Source organism: Pseudomonas parasichuanensis (genome assembly GCF_021601385.1).
Lineage (GTDB): Bacteria > Pseudomonadota > Gammaproteobacteria > Pseudomonadales > Pseudomonadaceae > Aquipseudomonas > Aquipseudomonas parasichuanensis.
Map to the genome: position 1 here is coordinate 53,347 of NZ_BQHO01000001.1, position 19,820 is coordinate 73,166.

Annotated in this window: 14 protein-coding genes; 5 read left to right on the plus strand and 9 right to left on the minus strand. The window is 66.5% G+C overall.

Annotation, left to right across the window (positions count from 1 at the left end; translation table 11 throughout):
- The first annotated feature begins 198 nt into the window (after positions 1-198).
- Positions 199-1,764: a methyl-accepting chemotaxis protein gene (locus L6D77_RS00290; RefSeq protein WP_232879948.1), complete on the plus strand. Its 1,566-nt coding sequence runs from the start codon at positions 199-201 to the stop codon at positions 1,762-1,764.
- 12 nt (positions 1,765-1,776) lie between these two features.
- Entirely contained in the window at positions 1,777-3,465 is a 1,689-nt protein-coding gene (locus L6D77_RS00295; protein ID WP_232879947.1) for a putative bifunctional diguanylate cyclase/phosphodiesterase, read from the plus strand.
- Between the two features lie 81 nt (positions 3,466-3,546).
- Here L6D77_RS00295 and L6D77_RS00300 read toward each other — a convergent pair whose 3' ends face one another.
- The 9 genes from L6D77_RS00300 to L6D77_RS00340 all read right to left on the minus strand — a co-directional run bounded on the left by L6D77_RS00300 (position 3,547) and on the right by L6D77_RS00340 (position 16,544).
- A complete protein-coding gene (locus tag L6D77_RS00300) occupies positions 3,547-8,361 on the minus strand; it encodes a dermonecrotic toxin domain-containing protein (protein ID WP_232879946.1) in 4,815 nt (1,604 codons plus the stop codon).
- An 86-nt stretch (positions 8,362-8,447) separates the two neighbouring features.
- Complete coding sequence (locus L6D77_RS00305) at positions 8,448-8,939, minus strand: Lrp/AsnC family transcriptional regulator (RefSeq protein WP_110994370.1); 492 nt, start codon at positions 8,937-8,939, stop codon at positions 8,448-8,450.
- Positions 8,940-8,952: 13 nt separating this feature from the next.
- Positions 8,953-9,729, minus strand: a complete 777-nt coding sequence (locus tag L6D77_RS00310; protein ID WP_232880199.1) for an ABC transporter ATP-binding protein — start codon at positions 9,727-9,729, stop codon at positions 8,953-8,955.
- Between the two features lie 40 nt (positions 9,730-9,769).
- Positions 9,770-10,483 carry a histidine ABC transporter permease HisM gene (gene hisM / locus L6D77_RS00315; RefSeq protein WP_232879945.1) on the minus strand — a complete coding sequence of 238 codons (714 nt, stop codon included), beginning with the start codon at positions 10,481-10,483 and terminating at the stop codon, positions 9,770-9,772.
- Entirely contained in the window at positions 10,480-11,187 is a 708-nt protein-coding gene (locus tag L6D77_RS00320; RefSeq protein ID WP_232879944.1) for an ABC transporter permease, read from the minus strand. Before L6D77_RS00320 ends, hisM begins: the two co-directional genes overlap by 4 nt.
- A gap of 153 nt (positions 11,188-11,340) precedes the next feature.
- The gene (locus L6D77_RS00325; protein ID WP_232879943.1) at positions 11,341-12,123 is read right to left on the minus strand and encodes an ABC transporter substrate-binding protein; all 783 of its coding nucleotides are present in this window, start codon (positions 12,121-12,123) and stop codon (positions 11,341-11,343) included.
- A 333-nt stretch (positions 12,124-12,456) separates the two neighbouring features.
- Positions 12,457-13,503 (minus strand): ornithine cyclodeaminase, encoded by a 1,047-nt coding sequence (locus tag L6D77_RS00330; protein WP_232879942.1) that lies wholly within the window; start codon positions 13,501-13,503, stop codon positions 12,457-12,459.
- 18 nt (positions 13,504-13,521) lie between these two features.
- Positions 13,522-14,439 carry a citrulline utilization hydrolase CtlX gene (gene ctlX / locus L6D77_RS00335; RefSeq protein ID WP_232879941.1) on the minus strand — a complete coding sequence of 306 codons (918 nt, stop codon included), beginning with the start codon at positions 14,437-14,439 and terminating at the stop codon, positions 13,522-13,524.
- A 335-nt stretch (positions 14,440-14,774) separates the two neighbouring features.
- The gene (locus tag L6D77_RS00340; RefSeq protein WP_232879940.1) at positions 14,775-16,544 is read right to left on the minus strand and encodes a sigma-54-dependent Fis family transcriptional regulator; all 1,770 of its coding nucleotides are present in this window, start codon (positions 16,542-16,544) and stop codon (positions 14,775-14,777) included.
- 224 nt (positions 16,545-16,768) lie between these two features.
- On the opposite strand from L6D77_RS00340, the gene L6D77_RS00345 reads away from it, so the two are divergent.
- The 3 genes from L6D77_RS00345 to L6D77_RS00355 are packed head-to-tail and all read left to right on the plus strand — an operon-like array spanning position 16,769 to position 19,820.
- The gene (locus L6D77_RS00345) at positions 16,769-17,863 is read left to right on the plus strand and encodes an ABC transporter ATP-binding protein (RefSeq protein ID WP_232879939.1); all 1,095 of its coding nucleotides are present in this window, start codon (positions 16,769-16,771) and stop codon (positions 17,861-17,863) included.
- Positions 17,863-18,960 carry an ABC transporter ATP-binding protein gene (locus L6D77_RS00350; protein ID WP_232879938.1) on the plus strand — a complete coding sequence of 366 codons (1,098 nt, stop codon included), beginning with the start codon at positions 17,863-17,865 and terminating at the stop codon, positions 18,958-18,960. Before L6D77_RS00345 ends, L6D77_RS00350 begins: the two co-directional genes overlap by 1 nt.
- The gene (locus L6D77_RS00355) at positions 18,957-19,820 is read left to right on the plus strand and encodes a carbohydrate ABC transporter permease (RefSeq protein ID WP_232879937.1); all 864 of its coding nucleotides are present in this window, start codon (positions 18,957-18,959) and stop codon (positions 19,818-19,820) included. Before L6D77_RS00350 ends, L6D77_RS00355 begins: the two co-directional genes overlap by 4 nt.

A 19,820-nucleotide genomic window follows, 5' to 3' on the forward strand; every position in this document is an offset into this window, starting at 1 on the left:
TTGCAAAATGTGATGGAATTCGTAGAATCGTCGCCTTTGACTGATCACTCATTAAAGTATCCCTCCAGGGGGTAACGGGCCTTTTCGGACCGCGACGCGCTGCTGTTGGGAACTTTGAGTTGATCCAGGATGAACCGTTCCGATGCCCCGACATCCTGTCTGGTCGATCGTCGGGCCGTTCGCGAATGGAGTTGCATCGTGCGTCTGAACCTCCCGGTGAACCCGGTCGAGCAAAGTTTCCCCGAGCACCAGCGGCTCATTTCGGCCACCGACACGGCCAGCCTGATCACCTACTGCAACGCCGAGTTCGCCGCCATCAGCGGCTACAGCCAGGCCGAGCTGATCGGCAGCCCGCACAACCTGGTGCGCCACCCCGACATGCCCGAGGCGGTGTTCGAGCTGATGTGGCAATACCTCAAGGCCGGCCAGAGCTGGATGGGGATCGTCAAGAACCGCTGCAAGAACGGCAATTTCTACTGGGTCAGTGCCTACGTCACGCCGATCCTGGAGAACGGCCGGGTGGTCGGCTACGAGTCGGTGCGTGTGCGCCCCAGCCGTGAGCAGGTGGCCCGGGCCGAAGTGCTGTATGCCCGGCTGCGGGCGGGCAAGGCCGCCTTGTCGCCTGCCCGGCGCCTGGCCTTGCTGCAGCGTGCCATGGCCGTGCCGTTGCTTGCTGGCGCGCTGGCCATCGGTGCCAACCAGCTGTGGCCGGGCCTGCCGGCCCAAGGGCTGACCCTGGCGTTGTTCGCCGGTGTCGGCGCCTGGGCCCAGAGCCGCATGCGCCGGTATCTGCAGGGGATCGCCGAGGGTGCCGGCAACACCTTCAGCGACCCGCTGGTGGCGCTGACCTACAGCGACCAGGCCGGCGCCGCCGGGCAGCTGGAGCTGATCCTGATCAGCGAAGAGGCGCGCCTTAAAACCGCGCTGACCCGCCTCAGCGACCTCGCCACGCAGATGGCCGAGGCCGCGCAGGATGCCGGGCGGCTGTCGCGCGGCACCGAGTCGGCGCTGCTCGAACAGCGCGCCGAAACCGACCTCACTGCCACGGCCATGACCGAGATGGCCGCCTCCATTGGCGAAGTGGCCGGCCATGTGCACCTGACGGCACAAGAGGCGCACACCGCGCACCTGCTGGCCGAGCAGGGCAGCCAGGTCGCCGATGCCACGGGCGCGGCAATCCGCGGGCTGGCCGACACGGTCGGGCAGATCAACCAGGCGGTCAACGACCTGGCCGGTCAGACCGGCGCCATCGCCGAGGCCGCCGGGATGATCCGCGCCATCGCCGAGCAGACCAACCTGCTGGCGCTCAACGCCGCCATCGAGGCAGCCCGCGCCGGTGAGCAGGGGCGTGGCTTTGCGGTGGTGGCCGACGAGGTGCGCGCGCTGGCCGACAAGACCCGCCAGTCCACCCTGCATATCCAGGCGATCATCGACACCCTGCGCAGCGGTGCCGAGCAGGCGGTGAGCATCGCCAGCCAGGGTATCGACGGCGCAGGCAAAGGCGTGACCCAGGTCGCCCAGGCCCAGCAGGCCTTGCAGGGCATCCGCCAGGCCGTGTCGCGCATCAGCGACATGAGCCAGCAGATGGCGGCGGCTTCGCAGGAGCAGTCGGCAGTGGCCGAGGATGTCTCGCGGCAGATCAACGGGGTGGCCGGCACGGTTGCGCAAAGTGCCCGTCACGCCAACGCCGCCGCTTCGCGCGGCGCCGAACTGGAACAGGTGTGCGCCGGATTGCGCGCCCTGGTGGAGCGCTTCAACCGCTAGGTTGCCAAGGTTATGGATGACAATTACCGCGCAGCCGTGGATGCGGCTGCGATCTTTTCCGAGACCGACCTGCGGGGCCGGATCACTTACGTCAACCAGCAGTTCTGCAGCATTTCCGGCTACAGCCGCGAGGAACTGCTGGGGGCCAACCACCGCATTCTCAACTCCGGCCTGCACGAGCCGAGCTTCTTCCTCGACATGTGGCGGGCCCTGGCGGCCGGCCGGGTGTGGAAGGGCGAGATCTGCAACCGGGCCAAGGACGGATCGCTGTACTGGGTCGACAGCACCATGGTGCCGCTGATCGACCCGCACACCGGCAAGGTGCGCAAGTACGTGTCGATCCGCTTCGACGTCACCGAAAAGCGCCAGCTGCTGCACACGCTGCAATGGCGGGTCGGGCATGACGTACTGACCGGCCTGCCGAACCGTGCCTACCTTTCCGACCTGCTCAACCAGGCCTTGGCGTTTTCCCGGCGCGAGGACGTGCCGCTGGCGGTGTGCATGCTCGACCTGGACGGTTTCAAGGCCGTCAACGATGGCTACGGCCATGCCGTCGGCGACCTGCTGCTGGTGCAGGTCGCCAAGCGCCTGCAGGGCATCCTGCGCGGCGGCGATGCGGTGGCGCGGCTGTCCGGTGACGAGTTCGTGCTGATCCTGCGTTACGTCCAGGGGCCGCAGCAGTTGCAGGCCGCGTTGCAGCGGGTGCTACAGGCCCTGGCCGCGCCCTATGTGGTCCGCGAGCACTCACTGACCCTCAGTGCCAGCATCGGCGTGACCCTGTACCCCCAGGACGACGAAGACACCGACACCCTGGTACGCCACGCCGACCAGGCCATGTATGTGGCCAAGCAGCGCGGGCGCAACCGCTACCACCTGTTCGATGTGACCCAGGAGCAGGAGCTGAAGGCCACCCACCAGACTGTGGCGCGCGTGCGTCGGGCCCTGCGTGGAGGTGAGTTGTGCCTGTACTACCAACCCAAGGTGAACATGCGCAGTGGCCAGGTGATGGGTTTCGAGGCGTTGCTGCGCTGGCTGCACCCCTCGAAAGGGCCGGTGCCCCCTGGGGATTTCCTGCCGTTGGTGGAACAGACCGACCTGATCGTCGAGCTGGGCGAATGGGTCATCGACCAGGCCTTGAGCCAATTGCAGCAGTGGCGGCTGAGTGGGTGCGACTGGTCCGTCAGCGTCAATATCGCCGCCCGCCAGTTGCAGCGTGGCGGCTTCGCCGAGCGCCTGGCCCAACTGCTGGCGCGCCATCCTGGAGTGCCACCTGCGCGCCTGGACCTGGAAATCGTCGAATCGGTGGCCATCGACAACCTGGCCCGCGTCGGCCGCTGCCTCGATGCCTGCCGTGCGCTCGGGGTGAGCGTTTCGCTGGATGACTTCGGCACCGGCTACTCCTCGCTGAGCTACCTCAAGCGCCTGCCGGCGCAGACCATCAAGATCGACAAATCGTTCGTGCGCGACATCCTCCATGACCATGACGACCTCGCGCTGACCAGCGCGGTGATTGGCCTGGCGCGGGCCTTTGACCGCGAGGTGATCGCCGAGGGCGTGGAAAGTGTCGAGCATGGCCGGGTGTTGATGGGGTTGGGCTGCGAGTTGGCTCAGGGGTATGGCATTGCCCGGCCGATGCCCGCGCAGGCAGTGCTGGCGTGGGCGGCCGGGTACCAGCAGCCCGGCGAGTGGCGCCAAGGGTAACGGCGCCGAACCCTCCACTGGCCTGCTCCCGCCGGGGGTGTGCTTGAACAGGCCAGTGGCGCCTGCACCCTGGCCACTGATTCAGTGCGTCATGTGTGCCTGGGCCATGGCCTCGGTCAGTTGGCGCAGCAGGGCAGCTTCGGCGGCCTGCCGGCCGCTCAGCAGCAATTGCGCAGCACGTTGGTAAATGGCGCTTTCGTCCGGGTAGCGATTGGAGACCAGGTCGATGCGTTGCAACACGCCATCAACCCGCCAGACCAAGCCTGGTACGTTGCCCAGTTCGCGCTCCAGTGCCTCGACATACGGCAGCGCCACTGCCGGGCCGTCATAGGCCCCGGCGGTGTGGGGCGCCTCGCTGAAACTGTCGAAGTATTCGCCAGTCCCAGCCCAGGTATCGGACAGCGCCTCGAACGCCTCGGGCCGCAAGCGGCGCACCCAGGCCTGCCAGAACGGTTGCTCGACGGCCCAGTCGCTCAGGCGCTGGCTGTCGACGCCGGCGCGTACCGCATTGGCCAGGCGCTCCAGCGTGGCCTCGCTCAAGCGCGCCAGGTAGTCGAAGCTGATCTCGCCGGGTTGGGGCGGAAGCCCCAGCGTGGTTTGCAGGTGAATTCGCGCATGCAGGGCCATTTCGATTTCGTCGACCAGGTACTGCGTTTCGCTCAGCTCGCTGTCGGCAATGTCATCCAGGGCATCCAGCGCCGGGGCAGGTTGGGCCGGCGCTTCACTCAACGCGCGCCGCCTGGCCACGCGGGCGTTGTACAGGTCACCCACCCGTGCATCCAGCAGGTCCTGGCGCAGCAGGCTGGCGGCACTGTCGATCGCCACCTGGTCACTGGCCAGGCCGGGCGCGGCGTGGCTCACTGCCTGCCAGACCGTGACCTCGGTTTCGACCTGCTGGAACAGCAGGCTGGCCTGGTCGACACAGGTCTGGGTACCTGCTTCGAGCAGGTCGATGATCTGCCGGTGCACCTGTGCGCGCCCCCACTGCCCATCGAGCCGGTTCGGCTCTTCGTCGACCAGTTGTTGCAACAGCCACTGCATGCGTTGGCGAAGTGCAACGGGATGGTGCTGGTAGTCCGCGGTGTCAGCCAGGCGCTGGAGCAGGTCGTACAGTGGCTGCCATTGGGGATCATTCACGGTTACGGCAATGTGGTCGAGCAATGGCGCCGGCCAGTCGCTGGCCCAATCCGGTGGTGCACCATTGCTTGCAACTGTGGTCAGTCCTGCATCGTTCAGGCGCTGTAGCGCCATCTCGTTGAACGGGTTGTCGTTGAAGGCATAGTAGAGGCCGGCTTCACCTGCGCGCGCGGCCTGGGCAAAGGCGGTGTCAGCCAGGTCCGGTGCCTCGCTCAGGGCGTTGCGGCTCAGGTCCAGCGCGCGCAGGACCAGGGGTTGTTGTTCCAGCAGCCCCCGCAGGCCGATTGGCCATTGGCCGATGCCGGTGTACTCCAGGTCCAGCTGCTCGAGCCGGGTCCAGCCGGTGACATCTGGCGGCAGGTCCAGTGGGTTCTCGTACAGTGACAGGCGCTGCAGGCGGTTGAGCCCGGCCAGGGCATTGCGTGTCGCCTCGTTCAGCTCGATCTGGTTCTGCCCCAGGTTCAGTTCGCGCAATTCGGGCCAGCGCTGCAGGGCCAGGAAGTGCTCGGCACCCAGCTCCAACTCGTTAAGGTCGGCCTGGAAGGTGGCGAGTGCAGGCAATTGCGCCAACTGCTCCAAGGTGCGCACCGACAATGCGTCCAGCGCGCTGGTGAGGTTCAGGTGGCGCAAGCGGGTCAGGCGCAAGAGGGTGGCGAGTTCGCCGGTGTCGTCGATGTCCAGGCTGTTCTCCGACAGGTCCAGTGACTCCAGTCGCGACAGTTCGCCCAGGGACGATGGCAGGCTGGTCAGGGAGTTCTCGGCCAGGTCCAGATCCCTGGTGTGGAGGAAGGCTGTGAGAAAACCGTCCAGGTTGGTGGGGCCGTCGTAGGTCAGGCCGTTGATGGTCAGCTGACGCACGTGCGGCAACTGCACGGGGAGCGTTGGGAGCTCGCCGATGTTCAGGCCATTGATGTCCAGGGAAACATGCTCGAAGTTGGCGACGGTGCCAGCGGGGTTTTCCCGGCGCCACGCCTGGCGGATGCGGTTGGCGATGATCCCCCGGTACGCACGGCGCTGCGCGAAGACGCCAGCCTCGGCCGCCTCAATGCTGGTCTCCCAGTGCAGCAGGCTTTGGTCCAACTGATGGTATTCGCGGCGCAGGCGCTCCAGCAGGCGGGTGAAGTCGCCGGGGCGTGGGCCGGCCTGCTGGCGCAGGGTGGCGCGCAACAATTCGCGGTCGAGCTGCTCGCCGCTGGGGTACAGCTGGTCGAACAGCTCGTCCTCGGTGAGCCAGCCCCGCCCTCGGCCACTGAGCCGGTAACCGATGCGACGGCTGCCAGGCAGGCGGGTCGGCAGGCGGTACATCGGCCGCACCGGCGTCATGCCCAGGTCGAGGGCTGCCTGCTCACGATTGCCCGCGACCAGGTCGAACAGGGCATCGCGCAGACGGGCGCTGTCATGGATCTGCAGGCCCAGGGCCGTGCGTTCGCTGTCGGGCAGTGCCTGCAAGATGGCCTGGAACAGTTCGCCAACATTGGCCAGGGGTTGATCCAGCTCATTGCGTGGCTCGTAGCCCGAGGCGTCACCCAGCACACGCTTGGCGGCCAGGTCGGCCGGGCCGACGGCCTTGCGCAACTGGCCATCTTCATACAGCGCCAGGCGCACGTTACCGGACCAGCCCGGCAAGCGCTCGAGCGCGGCGAACACCAGCGTATCCCGGTCAGCGGTGGCGCCGACGCTCAGGTGAAAGCGTGCCAGCGCGCGGTTGATACGGGCATCGCGCAGGTACAGGCGCGCGGTCTCTGCCATTGCCATGGGTAGCCGTGACGTGGTGCGCAGGTGGGTCAGGTCCGTTGCCCGGGCTTGAGTGAGGATCTCATTGCACGCGCGTGGGCCGAGGGAGGGGAAGTCGCGGGCAAGGATCTCGCTGCCGGGCAAGGGGACGGCCGAGCCGGCCTGGGCACCGAACGTTTCGAAGCTGTCGGCCAGCAGGGCCGGCAGTGGCTGGTGTTCGACATACACCTTGCGTAGCGCCGCGGCATCATACCCGCTGCAGCGCAGGGCTTGCTCGAGGGCCTGGCGGTCGAGTCCGACGGTCATGGGGCCGGCGCGTTCCAGGAGGGTGCCGGTGTCCCAGCTCAAGGGGCGCTCATGGCTGACCAGCCACAGGCCCTGGCCATTGCCTTGCAGGGACGGCTGGTGACGGTGCCCGCGCGCCTTGGCCAAGCGCCAGCCACCGTCGTCGCTGGCTTCGAGCGGGTAGGCCTGCTCGCCCAGTGCCAGCCAGGGCTGGCCCTGCCAGCGGTGCAGGCCGTCAGCCCCCGGCAGGGTGCCTTCAGGCCAGGGCGCGGCGCGAGAGAACGGCGACAGGTCGCCATGCCACAACCGCTGTTGGGGTCCCGTACCGACCAGTTGCCAATCGTGCAAGGCCCCCTGGGCTTGGGCGGCTACGCCCGCCGCGCCGAGGGCAGCCACCTGGGCCAGGTTCTCCAGTACATCGAACAAGTGCTCGATGGCGCTTTCGGCATCGCCCTCATTGGCTGCATGCACGCCGTCGAGGAAGGACTCGAGCAGTTGTGCGCCGCCGATCACCATCATCACCTCGCCGAGCAACGGCACGAACAGGCCGGCGATGTTGAGCACGGTCAGCCCCACGCCCAGCCAGCCTTCGATACGCACCAGCAGCGCCTCGGCGTCGCGCTGGGCCACAGGCACGGCAATGCTGGCCGCATCCATCAGCCGGCGTTCGACCTGGGTAAGGGCGCGCGCGGTGAACGCATCGCCCGTCCAGGCCGTGAAGGCCAGCGGCAGCCGGGCGTTCCGGTCCAGGGTTTCCTGCCAGAAGTCGGTCGGTGCGGGGAACAGGCGCTTGAGCCAATCGAAGTGCTTGCCTTTTTCCAGTACGGGGTTGGTTGGGGTTACCGAGGCATAGGGGTAGCGAGGGTAGAGCGTGGCGCGCAACCGCGTGGCGAACGCCGCTTGCCGGGCATGGCTGACGTAGTGGGTGAACAGCGTGCGCTCGCTCTGCCGCCAGAGGGCCTGGGTCAGTGCCTGCCCCAGCTGCTGCAGGGAGGGGTACTGGTACAGCGTCTGCTGTGGGTGCCCGGGCAGGTACAGAATGCATGGCGCGGTGTCGTTCTGGGGCTCCAGGCGGATCAACAACGGGCCGTCCAGGGGGATGTCGAACAGGCTGAGGTAGCCGCATTGCAGGCGCCGTTGTTGTCCATCGACAGCCAGCTCAAGGCTGGCAGCCAGAGCCGCTTCGCCCAGTGCCTCGCCCTGGTTGTCGACCTGCCCGCGCAGGCGGGCCTGGGTGAGTTCGGCGGCGAACGCGGCGCGGTCCTGCTCGCGCAGCAGGGCGCGGAAGGCATCGGTGTCGATATGGTCGGCCAGGTGGTAGCGATAGCGCTGGCCCAGGTCTAGGTTGCGCGCACCGTTGACGAACCGTGTGCCGTCCAGTGTCAGGCGAGTGCCGGCGTCGTCGGCTTGGTAGAGCCAGGCTTGGGTGCCATCGTCGAAGTTCTGCAGGGCGGCTTCCAACCAGCTCATCTCGCGTTCTTCGGTGGTGTTCCAGAGCAGGGTGTTGTCCAGCCGTGGCAGCGTGGTGGCGGGGTACCAGCGCGGCAGGGCCTCCTCGAGCAGCGGGCGGCAGAAAGCCTCGATGCCTTGCAGCGTTGCCAGGGCCTTGGCCGTCTGGCGGCTGGCGCGGTGGCTGGCGATCACGCGTTGCCTGAACAGCTGGCGCTGTGCATGGCTGGCCTTGATGAGCCAGGCGGGTTGGTGTTGATGAATGAAGTTCAGGTGTGGCGAAAGGGGCATGGCTGCTCTCCGGGTGGGAAAGCAGCGAGGCTACGGCCGGGGAGGTGCTGGGGCGGGGTAGATAGCTACCACGCCCCGCCCAGGGACTAAAGCTGTGGTGCTGTGCTCTTCACCGCCGCCAGCTCCGGGTGGGCGACCAGCTTGTCGATGTGCAACTCGTCGTTGTTCATCCAGGTCTCGGTCAGCACCCGGTAATGCTCCATGTCGCGGCAGCGCATGCGCAGGCTGTAGTCGAAGTGGCCGCTGATCAGCTGGCACTCGTACACCTGCGGGCAGGCCCGCACGGTGGCTTCGAAGGCGCGCTGGGCCGAGCGTCCGCTCTGGTTGGACAAGGCCACCAGCACCAGCAGCGACAGGCCCGGGGAGACCTGCTGCAGGTCGATGATCGCCCCATAGCCGCGGATCACCCCGCGCCGTTCCAGCTTGCGCACCCGTTCCAGGCAGGGCCTGGGGGTCAGGTGCACGAGGGTGGAGAGTTTCTCGTAGGTGATCCGTCCGTGGTGGCGCAGCACGTCGATGATGGCTTCATCGATGCGGTCCAGCGGTGCGGCGGCGGGGGTGGTGGCCTTGGTATCCATATGCGGCGTGACTTCACTTGAGGCGATTGGAGAGGAACTGCCGCAGGCGCTCGCTCTGTGGCTGGTCGAGGATTTCGGCGCCGCCGTGCTCTTCGACCAGGCCCTGGTGCAGGAACAGCACCTGGCTCGAGACCTGGCGGGCGAAGCCCATTTCGTGGGTGACCATGAGCATGGTACGTCCTTCCTCGGCGAGCGTCTGTATCACCTTGAGCACTTCGCCGACCAGCTCGGGGTCGAGCGCCGAGGTGGGTTCGTCGAACAGGATGATCTCCGGCTCCATGGCCAAGGCGCGGGCGATGGCCACGCGCTGCTGCTGGCCGCCGGAAAGGAACGCCGGGTACTGGTCGGCGGCGCGGGCCGGCAGGCCGACCTTGTCCAGGTACTTGCGCGCCCGCGCCTCGGCTTCGCTGGCGCTGATGCCCAGCACCTTGCGCGGCGCCAGGCAGATGTTTTCCAGCACCGTCAGGTGGCTCCACAGGTTGAAGTGCTGGAACACCATGGCCAGGCGGGTGCGCAGGTTCTGCAGCTGGGCAGCGGGTGGTGTGCCCTTGCTCAGGTCGAGGGTCTGGCCGTCGAGGGTGATGCTGCCGGCGTTGGGCTGTTCGAGGAAGTTGATACAGCGCAGGAAGGTGCTCTTGCCCGAGCCGCTGGCGCCGATCAGGCTGATCACGTCGCCCTTGCGGGCTTGCAGCGAGACGCCCTTGAGCACCTGGTGCTCGCCGTAGTGCTTGTGCAGGCCGTCGACGCTGAGCTTGATGGCGCCAGTATGGGTGTGCGCGCTCGGGGCCATTGCGTAGGGAGTGAGTGGCAGTGCGGTAGCGGTCATGGGGTCAGCCTCGGGCAGGGTCAAGGAAGCGCATCCAGCGGCGCTCGGCCAGTCGGAACAGCCCGACCAGGGCGAAGGACAGCAGCATGTACAGCAGGGCGGCCACGCCGAAGGCCTGGAAGGTCAGGAAGGTCGCGGCGTTGGCGTCGCGGGCCACCTTGAGGATGTCGGCGACGGTGGCGGTGAAGGCCAGGGAGGTGGCGTGCAGCATCAGGATCAGCTCGTTGCTGTAGGCCGGCAGCGAACGGCGCAGGGCTGCCGGCAGCACCAGGAACAGGTTGAGCTTCCAGCCACGCAGGCCATAGGCCTGGGCCGCCTCCAGCTCGCCAGCGGGCAGGTTGCGGATGGCCCCGGCGAAAATTTCCACGGTGTAGGCGCAGGTGTTGAGCACGAAGGCCAGCAGCGTGCAGTTGAGCGCGTTACGGAAGAACTGGTCGAGCAGCATGTGCTCGCGCACCACCTGCAGGCTGTAGAGGCCGGTGTAGCAGATCAGCAGCTGGATATAGAGCGGCGTGCCACGGAACACGAAGGTGTACAGCTGCACCGGCAGGCGCAGCCAGGCATGCCGCGAGGTGCGGGCCAGGGCCAGCGGCAGCGAGAGCAGCAGGCCCAGCACCATGCTGACCACGAACAGCCACAGGGTCATGGTCAGCCCGGAAAAACCGCTGCCATCGTTGTACAGGTAGGCCGGGCCGTATTGCTGAAGGAGTTCGATCATCGCGCCAGCTCCTTGATGCCGATGTTGTAGCGCCGCTCCAGGCGTTTGAGCAGCTGGTTGGACAAGGTGGTGATGACCAGGTAGACCAGCCCGGCGATGCACAGGAAGAACAGCACGTCGTTGGTGGTCTTGCCGGCGTTCTGCGCGGCCTTGACCAGGTCGGCCAGGCCGATGATCGACACCAGCGCGGTGGACTTGAGCAGCACCAGCCAGTTGTTGCCCAGCCCCGGCAGGGCGAAGCGCATCAGTTGCGGGAACAGCACCAGCCGAAACCGCTGTGCGCGGCTCAGGCCATAGGCGGTGGCGGCCTCCAGTTGGCCGGCCGGCACACTGAGGATGGCGCCGCGAAAGTTCTCGGTGAAGTACGCGCCGTAGATGAAGCCCAGGGTGATCACCCCGGCGCCGAACGGGTCGATCTCCACATAGTCCCAGCCCAGCGCCTCGGTGAGGTCGTTGAGCCAGATCTGCATGCTGTAGAAGATCAGCAGGATCAGCACCAGGTCGGGGACGCTGCGGATCAGCGTGGTGTAGAGGGTGGCCGGGATGCGCAGCAGCTTCGAGCGCGACAGCTTGGCACTGGCTCCGATCAGGCCCAGCAGCAGGCTCACGGCCAGAGACAGCAGGGCCAGCTTGAGGGTCATCCAGGTGCCCTGGGCCAGCAGTGGGCCGAAGCCCTGCAGGCCGTGGGAGAGGAAGTCGTTCATGACAGGGATCTCGCGGTGGATTCTTCGCGGGTGAACCCGCTCCCACAGGCGGTGAGGCTGCCTGGGCCTCTGAGAGCCACCAGCTACTGCTGGCTGTGAGGCAGCTCAGGGTCCTGTGGGAGCGGGTTTACCCGCGAAGAGGCCGGTGGGGGCTCACTCGTTGTAGATGTCCAGCTCGCCGACGTACTTCTTCTGGATCGCGGCGTAGGTGCCATCGGCGTGGATCATGGCGATGCCTTTATCGAGCAGGGCCTTGAGCTCCGGGTCGGTCTTGCGCAGGCCCATGGCGATGTCCAGCGGCAAGGTCGGGTCCTTGATTGCCGGGCCGCTCTTGAAGTCGGCGCCTTCGGGCTTGGAGAGGAAGTTGAGCTGGGCTTCGAGCTTGTCGGTGACGGTGGCGTCGAGGCGGCCGTTCATCAGGTCGGCGTAGTTCTGGTCCTGGGCCTGGTAGGCCTTGACCTGCGCGCCCAGCGGCGCCAGTACGGCGCGGGCGTAGGCTTCCTGCAGCGAGCCTTGCAGCACGCCGACCTGCTTGCCCTTGAGCGATTCGACGGTATCGCCGAAGCCTGCGGACTTGCGCACGATCACCGAGGTGGGGCTGAGGAACAGGCGGTTGGTGAAGTCGATCTGCTTCTGGCGTGCCGGGGTGACTGCCATCGACGACATGATGGCGTCGAACTTGCGCGCCCGCAGCGCCGGGATCATGCCGTCGAACTCGTTGTGCACCCAGCTGCACTTGACCTGCAGCTTCTCGCAGATGGCATTGCCCAGCTCGATGTCGAAGCCTTGCAGGCTGCCATCGGCGGCGACGGATTCGAAGGGGGGGTATTCGGGGTAGACACCGAAGCGGATCTCGGTCCACTCCTTGGCCTGGGCAACGGTGGTGGCGCACAACGAGAACAGCAGCACGCCGAGGCGTTTTCGTAGGGTGAGCATAGGTGTAGGTCCCTGGGTGTTGTTATTGGAAGTAGGGCAGTGCAAGCGGGTAGCTGTGTAACTGTTCTTGTGGGTGACTCGTTGGTCGCGGTCAGAATGCGCGAGGTAGAGCGGTTTTTTGTGTCGTTTGCCTGCGCGCAGGGGGCCGGATTCGGCTGTTGAGTCGCTTGTTGCAGCCGAATCGGCTGTTGCGACAAGGATTTATGGAAGTGCGACAGCGGTTTCTGTCAGTGGGGCCGCTGCGCGGCCTATCGCGGCACAAGGCCGCTCCTACAGGGGATCGCGCTTTTCTGTAGGAGTCGCGATAGGGGCGCAACGCGCCCCCAGGATCCCTCAGGCAGCACTGGCATTGCGTGCAACCGCCGCCGGCTGCAGCAGGGCAAACAGGTCCTTCGGATTGGCCAGCTCCGGCACCAGGTTGATGTCATGGCCAATGTCCAGCGCCTTGGCCACATCCAGCACATAGCGCAGCGCCGAGTAGTCCTCGATGGCAAAGCCGACCGAGTCGAACAGCGTCACTTGCTCGGCGCTCTCGCGCCCGGCCGCAATCCCTTCGACCACCTGCCAGAACTCGGTGGTCGGCGAGCCGGCCGGCATCTGCTGGATCTCGCCTTCGATACGGCTCTGTGGCTCGTACTCGACGATCACCCGGGCCCGCTCGACGATCTCGCGGTGCAGCTCGGTCTTGCCCGGGCAGTCGCCGCCCACGGCGTTCAGGTGCATGCCCGGCTCGATCATCTCGGGGGTGAGGATGGTGGCGTAGGCCTTGTCGGCGGTGACCGTGGTGACGATGTCGCAGCCAAGCACCGCGTCGGCCACGCTGCTGGCGATGGTCAGTTTCAGCCGTGGGTAGCCGGCCAGGTTGGCGGCGAGCTTTTCCGAGGCGGCGCGGTCGATGTCGAACAGGCGGATTTCGTCGATGCCCAGCAGGGTGTGGAAGGCAATCGCCTGGAACTCGCTTTGCGAGCCGTTGCCGATCAGCGCCATGCGCTTGCTGTCCTTGCGCGCCAGGTAGCGGGCGGCCAGGGCCGAGGTGGCGGCGGTGCGGATCGCGGTGGTCAGGGTCATCTCGCTGAGCAGCACCGGCGCGCCGGTATCGACATCGCCCAGGGCGCCGAAGGCCATCACCGTGAGCAGGCCGTTGTGGGTGTTCTTGGGGTGGCCGTTGACGTACTTGAAGGCGTACAGGCTGGCGTCGGACACCGGCATCAGCTCGATCACCCCGTCCGGCGAGTGGTTGGCCAGGCGCGGGCATTTTTCGAAGGCGTGCCAGCGCAGGTAGTCCTGGCGGATGTACTCGGCCATTTCTTCCAGGCAGGTGGGCAGGCCCTTGCGGTTGACCAGGCGGGCGAGGTCTTGCACGTCGAGGTAGCGGGTCATGGTGAATCTCCTTTGAGGTCAGTGGCGCGAGGGCAGGTGGACTTCGGCGAGCATGCAACGCGCGCTGCCGCCGCCGATGCGTTCGATGTGGTCGATGTTCACCACCAGCGGGTGGCTGTGGCGCTCGACCTGGCGGCGCTGGCCGGCGTCCAGCGAGCGCCAGGCGCTGCGCGACATCACCAGCAGCGAGCGACCGTCACGGTCGTGCACTTCGAGCATGTTGCCGGCGAAGTTCTCCAGCTGGTCGTGGTTCAGCGCCAGCACTTGCTTGCCGGTGTCACGCAGCGAATGCTCCAGGGCCTGGCGTTCGCCGGCGTGGGGCAGGGCGTCGAGGCACACCACGGCAAGCTGGCGGCCGACGTTCATCATCACGTTGCTGTGGTAGATCGGCGCGTGCTGGCGGTCGACGGCATGGAACAGGCACAGGCGGTAGTCGAGTTGCTCGGCGAACTGGCGCAGGGCGTGTTCGTGGGTGCGGCCGGAGTGGCAGGCGTAGCTGATGCGGTGTTCGCGATCCAACACCATGCTGCCGGTGCCTTCGAGGAACAGATTCTGCTGTTCCAGCGGGCTCAGATCGATGGTCTGCTTGATGGCGAATCTGTCGTGCAGTGCCGAGAGCACACCCTTGCCGCGCTCCAGGCGGCGGTTCTGGCCTTCCATCGGGTAGAGCACCAGGCTGCCGTCGGCGTGGCTGCTCCACCAGTTGTTGGGGAAGATCGAATCGGGGGTGTGCGGCTCGGGGGTGTCCTGCACCACCAGCACCTCGACGCCGTGCTGGCGCAGGCTGGCGACGTAGCCGTCGAACTCTTCCAGGGCCTTGGCGCTGGCGGTTTCAGGGTCCAGCGGGGCCTGCTGGAAGCGGTTGTTGACGGCGGTGTCCGGGTTGAAGGCGAACCGCGCCGGGCGAATCATGAGGACGGTATTTGTTGTTTGCATTGGGCACGCATCCACGGGTGGGCTGTGTGACCATTGTCGGGCGGATCAGGGCGAAATCCCGGCTGAAGCGCGTGGGGTGGGCGGCGGGTTCAGCTGAAATGGCGGGTTTGGCAGCGGAATCTGCTTCGATGGCTCTGTCGCGACGGCTTCGCAGGCAGGGTGGGAGCCACTGCCTGGCACTGCTGTTCTGCCGGAGCGGCCTTGTGCCGCGAAAGGGCTGCACAGCAGCCCCAGGATTTCAGCAAAGTGGCAAGTAGTGTCGGGGCAGCTGCGCTGCCCTTTCGCGGCACAAGGCCGCTCCTACACTGAATGTGCAGGTCTATAGGATGCTTGCGTCATTCATTGGGCTCTGCCAGCCCACGGGCGCGTAGCCGCTTGTAGAGGGTTGTGCGGCTGACCCCCAGTGCGCGGGCCACGGAAGAGAGATTGCCATTGGCGCGGCGCAGCAGTTCGTTCAGGTCGTTCGGGGCATGTTCAAGTTCGACGTTTTCCTCTGCCTCGGCGAGAAAGTTTTCCGGCAGATGCTCCACCCCGACCGGCTGATCGCCAGCCAACGCCAGCGCCACCTGCATCACGCTGACCAGCTCACGCAGATTGCCCGGCCAGGGATGACGCTCCAGCAACACCAGCACATCCTCCGCCAGGCGCTCGGGCTGGCCGGGCTCGCGGTAGCGGCCATGCACCTCTTCGATCAGTGCGCGGCGATCACTGCGTTCGCGCAGCGCCGGCAGCCGCAGCGTCAATCCGGCGATGCGGTAATAAAGGTCCTGGCGAAAACGCCCGGCGCGCACTTCGGCGGCAAGGTCGCGGTTGCTTGCCGACACCACGCGTACGTCCAGCGCCACCGGCTCGCCGCTGCCCAGCGGCTGGATGCTGCGGGCCTGCAGCACACGCAACAGGCGGGCCTGGGTGGCCAGCGGCATGTCGCCGATTTCGTCGAGGAACAGCACGCCGCCGTCGGCCTTGCGGATCAACCCGGGGTTGCCTTTGTGGTGGGCGCCGGTGAAGGCGCCTTTCTCGTAGCCAAACAGCTCCGACTCCACCAGCTCGGCCGGGATCGCCGCGCAGTTGACCGCGATCAGCGGCTGGCGCGCCCGGCTGCTGGCCTGGTGCAGGGCGTTGACGAACACCTCCTTGCCCACCCCGGTCTCGCCCTGGACCAGCAGCGGGATGTCCTTCTCCAGCAGCAGGCCGGCCTGGGCCAGCGCCTTGCTCACACGCGCATCCGTGGCGCTGGGCACACGGCGCGTGGGTGGCCGGCGGGGCCCCTGCCACTGGCAATGCAGGCGTTGGCGGCCATGGGCGAGCAGGGCGAAGGGGCGCCCTTCGGGGTGTTCGAGGATCTGCCGCAACGGCACCTGGAACAGCTGCGCCAGGTTGGTGTGGCGCGGGTCGCTACCCAGCAGGCTGCCTGCGCGGTGGTTGGCCGCACGCACTTCGCCGCGCTCGTCGAACAGCAGCAGGCCGGCCCAGGGGCTGTCGAGGTTGTCGGCGCCGGTGTTGAACAGCAGTTGCCAATGCTGCTCGCCGGGGCCGGCGAGGATCAGCCGGTTCTCCAGGCTCTGGCTGAGCATGCGCACCAGGCCCAGGGTCTGGGCGGCGGGCAGGTAGCCGTCGCTGGCCACGTCGAGTACGCCGACCAGCCGCCGTTCGGCGTCGAACAAGGGTGCGGCGGCGCTGGCCATGTAGCGGTTCTGGCGCAGGTAGTGCTCGTCCTGGCCGACATGGATCGCCTCACCGCACACCAATGCCGTGCCCAGCGCGTTGGTGCCGACGCTTTGCTCGCGCCAGCGTGCGCCGGGGCTGAAGGCGTGCTGTTGGCGTGGGTCGACGAAGCGCCGGGTGCCCCAGGCACCGAGCAGGCAGCCGCTGGCGTCGCCGAGCATCACTAGGTGGCTGGCGTTGCCCAGCAGGTGCGCATAGTGCGGCAGCACGTCGTCATGGGTGAGGCGTAGGAGGACCTGGTTGCGTTCGAGCAGGGCATCGAGTTCGGCACCGGTCAGGCAGTCGAAATCGGGCGCGTGCTGGGGCTGCAGGCCATGCTCGCGGCAGCGCGCCCAGGAGGCCTGGATCAGTTGTGCGTGGGTCGAAACGGAGTGGGCCATGGGCCTGTCCTGTGGCGTGTTGTTTTTATTGGCGACCGCGATTGAGTGTCGTTCAGCGCTGTTCATTGTCAAACCCGAGGGTGTTCAGTTGTTCAGCGAAACTGTTCACATCTGCACAGGCCGCGTGCCGTGCCAGGGTGCGAGGTGCCGACATAGAGCGGTTATGCCGGGCTGGCACGGAACTGGCTGGGGTGGTTGGACAACCATCACAAGAAGGCCACGCCATGTCCCTGGTGCTGGAGCAGGTACGCCGCAGTGTCGACAACCAGCTGTGGATCGACGACGCCAGCCTGCGGTTCGAGCCCGGCTCGTTCAACGTGCTGCTGGGCCGCACCCTGGCCGGCAAGACCAGCCTGATGCGCCTGATGGCCGGCCTTGACCGCCCGGACAGCGGTCGTGTGCTGATGGATGGCGAGGATGTCACCGGGCGTCCGGTACGGCTGCGCAATGTGTCGATGGTCTATCAGCAATTCATCAACTACCCCACGCTCACGGTGTTCGAGAACATCGCCTCACCGTTGCGCCAGGCGCGCATGGCCGAACCGGACATACAGCGGCGTGTGCGGGAAACGGCCGAGATGCTGCGGATCGCTCCGTACCTGGGGCGCCTGCCACTGGAGCTGTCCGGTGGCCAGCAGCAGCGCACCGCCATGGCCCGGGCGTTGGTCAAGGATGCCTCGCTGATCCTGTTCGACGAACCCTTGGTCAACCTTGATTACAAGCTGCGCGAGGGTTTGCGCCAGGAGTTGCGCAGCCTGTTCGCCGAGCGCAAGTGCATCGCCGTGTATGCCACCACCGAACCCAATGAGGCGCTGGCACTGGGCGGCACCACCACGCTGCTGCACGAGGGTCGGGTGATCCAGAGCGGCCGCACCACCGAGGTGTATCAACGACCCGCCAGCGTGCTGGCTGCCGAACTGTTCTGCGAGCCGCCGATCAACCTGGTGCCCGGGCGTATCGTCGGCAATGAGGTGAGCCTGGCCGGTGCCGTGCACTTTGCCCGCAACGCCGACCTGCGAGCGCTGGCAGACGGTGACTACCGTTTCGGCATCCGCCCCGGTCACCTGACCCTGGTGCCATCCCGCGACGACGATCTGGAGCTGGCGGTGCTGGTGGAGCTGGCCGAGATCAGCGGTTCGGAAACCTTCCTGCATGTGCGCAACGAGCACTGGCGCATGACCCTGCACCTGCCGGGGGTGCACGAGTACCAGGTGGACACACCGATCCGCGTGTTCATCCCCACCCACAAGCTGTTCATCTTCGACAGCGCCGACGCCCTGGTGCAGGCGCCACGCCTGCGTGACGCGAGGAGCGCCTGATGGCCGAGATCCGTCTGCACCAGCTGGCCCACAGTTACAGCCATTCGCCTGCCAGCGCCGACGACTATGCCCTGCATGAGCTGGAGCACGTGTGGGCGCAGGGCGGCGCCTATGCCTTGCTCGGGCCGTCCGGCTGCGGCAAGTCGACCTTGCTCAACATCATCTCCGGGCTGCTCACGCCTTCCCATGGCGAGGTGTTGTTCGACGGCAAGCCGGTCAACGCCCTGACCCCGCAGCAGCGCAACATCGCCCAGGTGTTCCAGTTCCCGGTGGTGTACGACACCATGAGTGTGTTCGACAACCTGGCCTTCCCCTTGCGCAATCAAGGCCTGGACGAAGTGCGGGTACGTGCGCGGGTCGAGGAAATCGCCGAAGTGCTGGAGCTGTCCGCGGTGCTGCGCAAGCGTGCGCGTAACCTCAGTGCCGACGAAAAGCAGAAGGTCTCCATGGGCCGTGGGCTGGTGCGCGACGACGTGTCGGCGATTCTGTTCGACGAGCCGTTGACGGTGATCGACCCGCACCTGAAATGGAAACTGCGGCGCAAGCTCAAGCAGATCCACGAGCAGTTCAACATCACCATGATCTACGTTACCCACGATCAGCTGGAGGCCTCGACCTTCGCCGACAAGATCGCGGTGATGCACGCCGGGCGCATCGTCCAGTTCGGCACCCCGCGCGAACTGTTCGAGCGGCCCCGGCATACCTTCGTGGGTTACTTCATCGGTAGCCCCGGGATGAACCTGATTGATGTGCGCGCCGAGGCCGACGGCGTGAGCTTTGGCGATATTCACCTGGTGTTGCCCGAGGGGGTGCGTGAGCGCCTGGCAACTTGCGCAGGCGGGCGTTTGCAGGTGGGCATTCGCCCGGAGTTCGTGCAGGTCTGGGAGCACCCCTTCGATAGCGCTTTCGAGACGCGCGTGGTGGACGTGGAGGACCTGGGCACCTACCGCATCCTTACGCTGGTGCTGGCGGGAGTCACCCTCAAGGCGCGCCTAGGCGAGGACCGGGTGGTGCCCCAGGGCCGGGCGTGGGTCAGCCTGCCGCCGCAGTGGCTGATGCTCTACCTGGACGATCTGCTGGTGGAGGCCGAGGCATGAACAAGGTGCCGAACAACAAGGCCTGGTGGCTGGTGCTGCCGGTGTTCCTGCTGGTGGCGTTCAGCGCCGTGATCCCGATGATGACGGTGGTCAACTACTCGGTGCAGGACATCTTCGATGCCTCCAACCGCTACTTCGTCGGCGCCGACTGGTACCGCCAGGTGCTTCGCGACCCGGCGCTGCATGATGCGCTGCTGCGCCAGTTCATCTATTCCGGCTGCGTGCTGGCCATCGAGATCCCGCTGGGCATCGCCATCGCCCTGACCATGCCGACCCGTGGGCGCATGGCCTCGGTGTGCCTGATCGTCATGGCCATCCCGTTGCTGATCCCGTGGAACGTGGTGGGCACCATCTGGCAGATCTTCGGCCGTGCCGACATCGGGCTGCTCGGGGCGACGCTGGCCAGGCTTGGGGTCAACTACAACTATGCCGGCGACCCGTTCGATGCCTGGGTCACCGTGCTGGTGATGGACGTGTGGCACTGGACTTCGTTGGTGGCGCTGCTGTGCTATTCCGGTTTGCGCGCCATCCCCGACGTGTACTACCAGGCTGCGCGCATCGACCGCGCATCGGCCTGGGCGGTGTTCCGCCATATCCAGTTGCCGAAGCTCAAGAACGTGCTGCTGATCGCGGTGATGCTGCGTTTCATGGACAGCTTCATGATCTACACCGAGCCGTTCGTGCTCACTGGCGGCGGGCCGGGCAACGCCACCACCTTCCTCAGTCAAACGCTCACGCGGATGGCAGTGGGGCAGTTCGACCTGGGCCCGGCGGCGGCGTTCTCGCTGGTGTACTTCCTGATCATCCTGCTGGTGTCGTGGCTGTTCTACACAGCCATGACCCACGCCGACAAGGAATAG

What these genes read in the sequence shown, in the direction of transcription:
- L6D77_RS00295 (WP_232879947.1), top strand. Translation starts at nt 1,777, where the DNA reads ATGGATGACAATTACCGCGCAGCCGTGGATGCGGCTGCGATCTTTTCC.
- L6D77_RS00300 (WP_232879946.1), bottom strand. Translation starts at nt 8,361, where the DNA reads ATGCCCCTTTCGCCACACCTGAACTTCATTCATCAACACCAACCCGCC.
- L6D77_RS00305 (WP_110994370.1), bottom strand. Translation starts at nt 8,939, where the DNA reads ATGGATACCAAGGCCACCACCCCCGCCGCCGCACCGCTGGACCGCATC.
- L6D77_RS00310 (WP_232880199.1), bottom strand. Translation starts at nt 9,729, where the DNA reads ATGGCCCCGAGCGCGCACACCCATACTGGCGCCATCAAGCTCAGCGTC.
- hisM (WP_232879945.1), bottom strand. Translation starts at nt 10,483, where the DNA reads ATGATCGAACTCCTTCAGCAATACGGCCCGGCCTACCTGTACAACGAT.
- L6D77_RS00320 (WP_232879944.1), bottom strand. Translation starts at nt 11,187, where the DNA reads ATGAACGACTTCCTCTCCCACGGCCTGCAGGGCTTCGGCCCACTGCTG.
- L6D77_RS00325 (WP_232879943.1), bottom strand. Translation starts at nt 12,123, where the DNA reads ATGCTCACCCTACGAAAACGCCTCGGCGTGCTGCTGTTCTCGTTGTGC.
- L6D77_RS00330 (WP_232879942.1), bottom strand. Translation starts at nt 13,503, where the DNA reads ATGACCCGCTACCTCGACGTGCAAGACCTCGCCCGCCTGGTCAACCGC.
- ctlX (WP_232879941.1), bottom strand. Translation starts at nt 14,439, where the DNA reads ATGCAAACAACAAATACCGTCCTCATGATTCGCCCGGCGCGGTTCGCC.
- L6D77_RS00340 (WP_232879940.1), bottom strand. Translation starts at nt 16,544, where the DNA reads ATGGCCCACTCCGTTTCGACCCACGCACAACTGATCCAGGCCTCCTGG.
- L6D77_RS00345 (WP_232879939.1), top strand. Translation starts at nt 16,769, where the DNA reads ATGTCCCTGGTGCTGGAGCAGGTACGCCGCAGTGTCGACAACCAGCTG.
- L6D77_RS00350 (WP_232879938.1), top strand. Translation starts at nt 17,863, where the DNA reads ATGGCCGAGATCCGTCTGCACCAGCTGGCCCACAGTTACAGCCATTCG.
- L6D77_RS00355 (WP_232879937.1), top strand. Translation starts at nt 18,957, where the DNA reads ATGAACAAGGTGCCGAACAACAAGGCCTGGTGGCTGGTGCTGCCGGTG.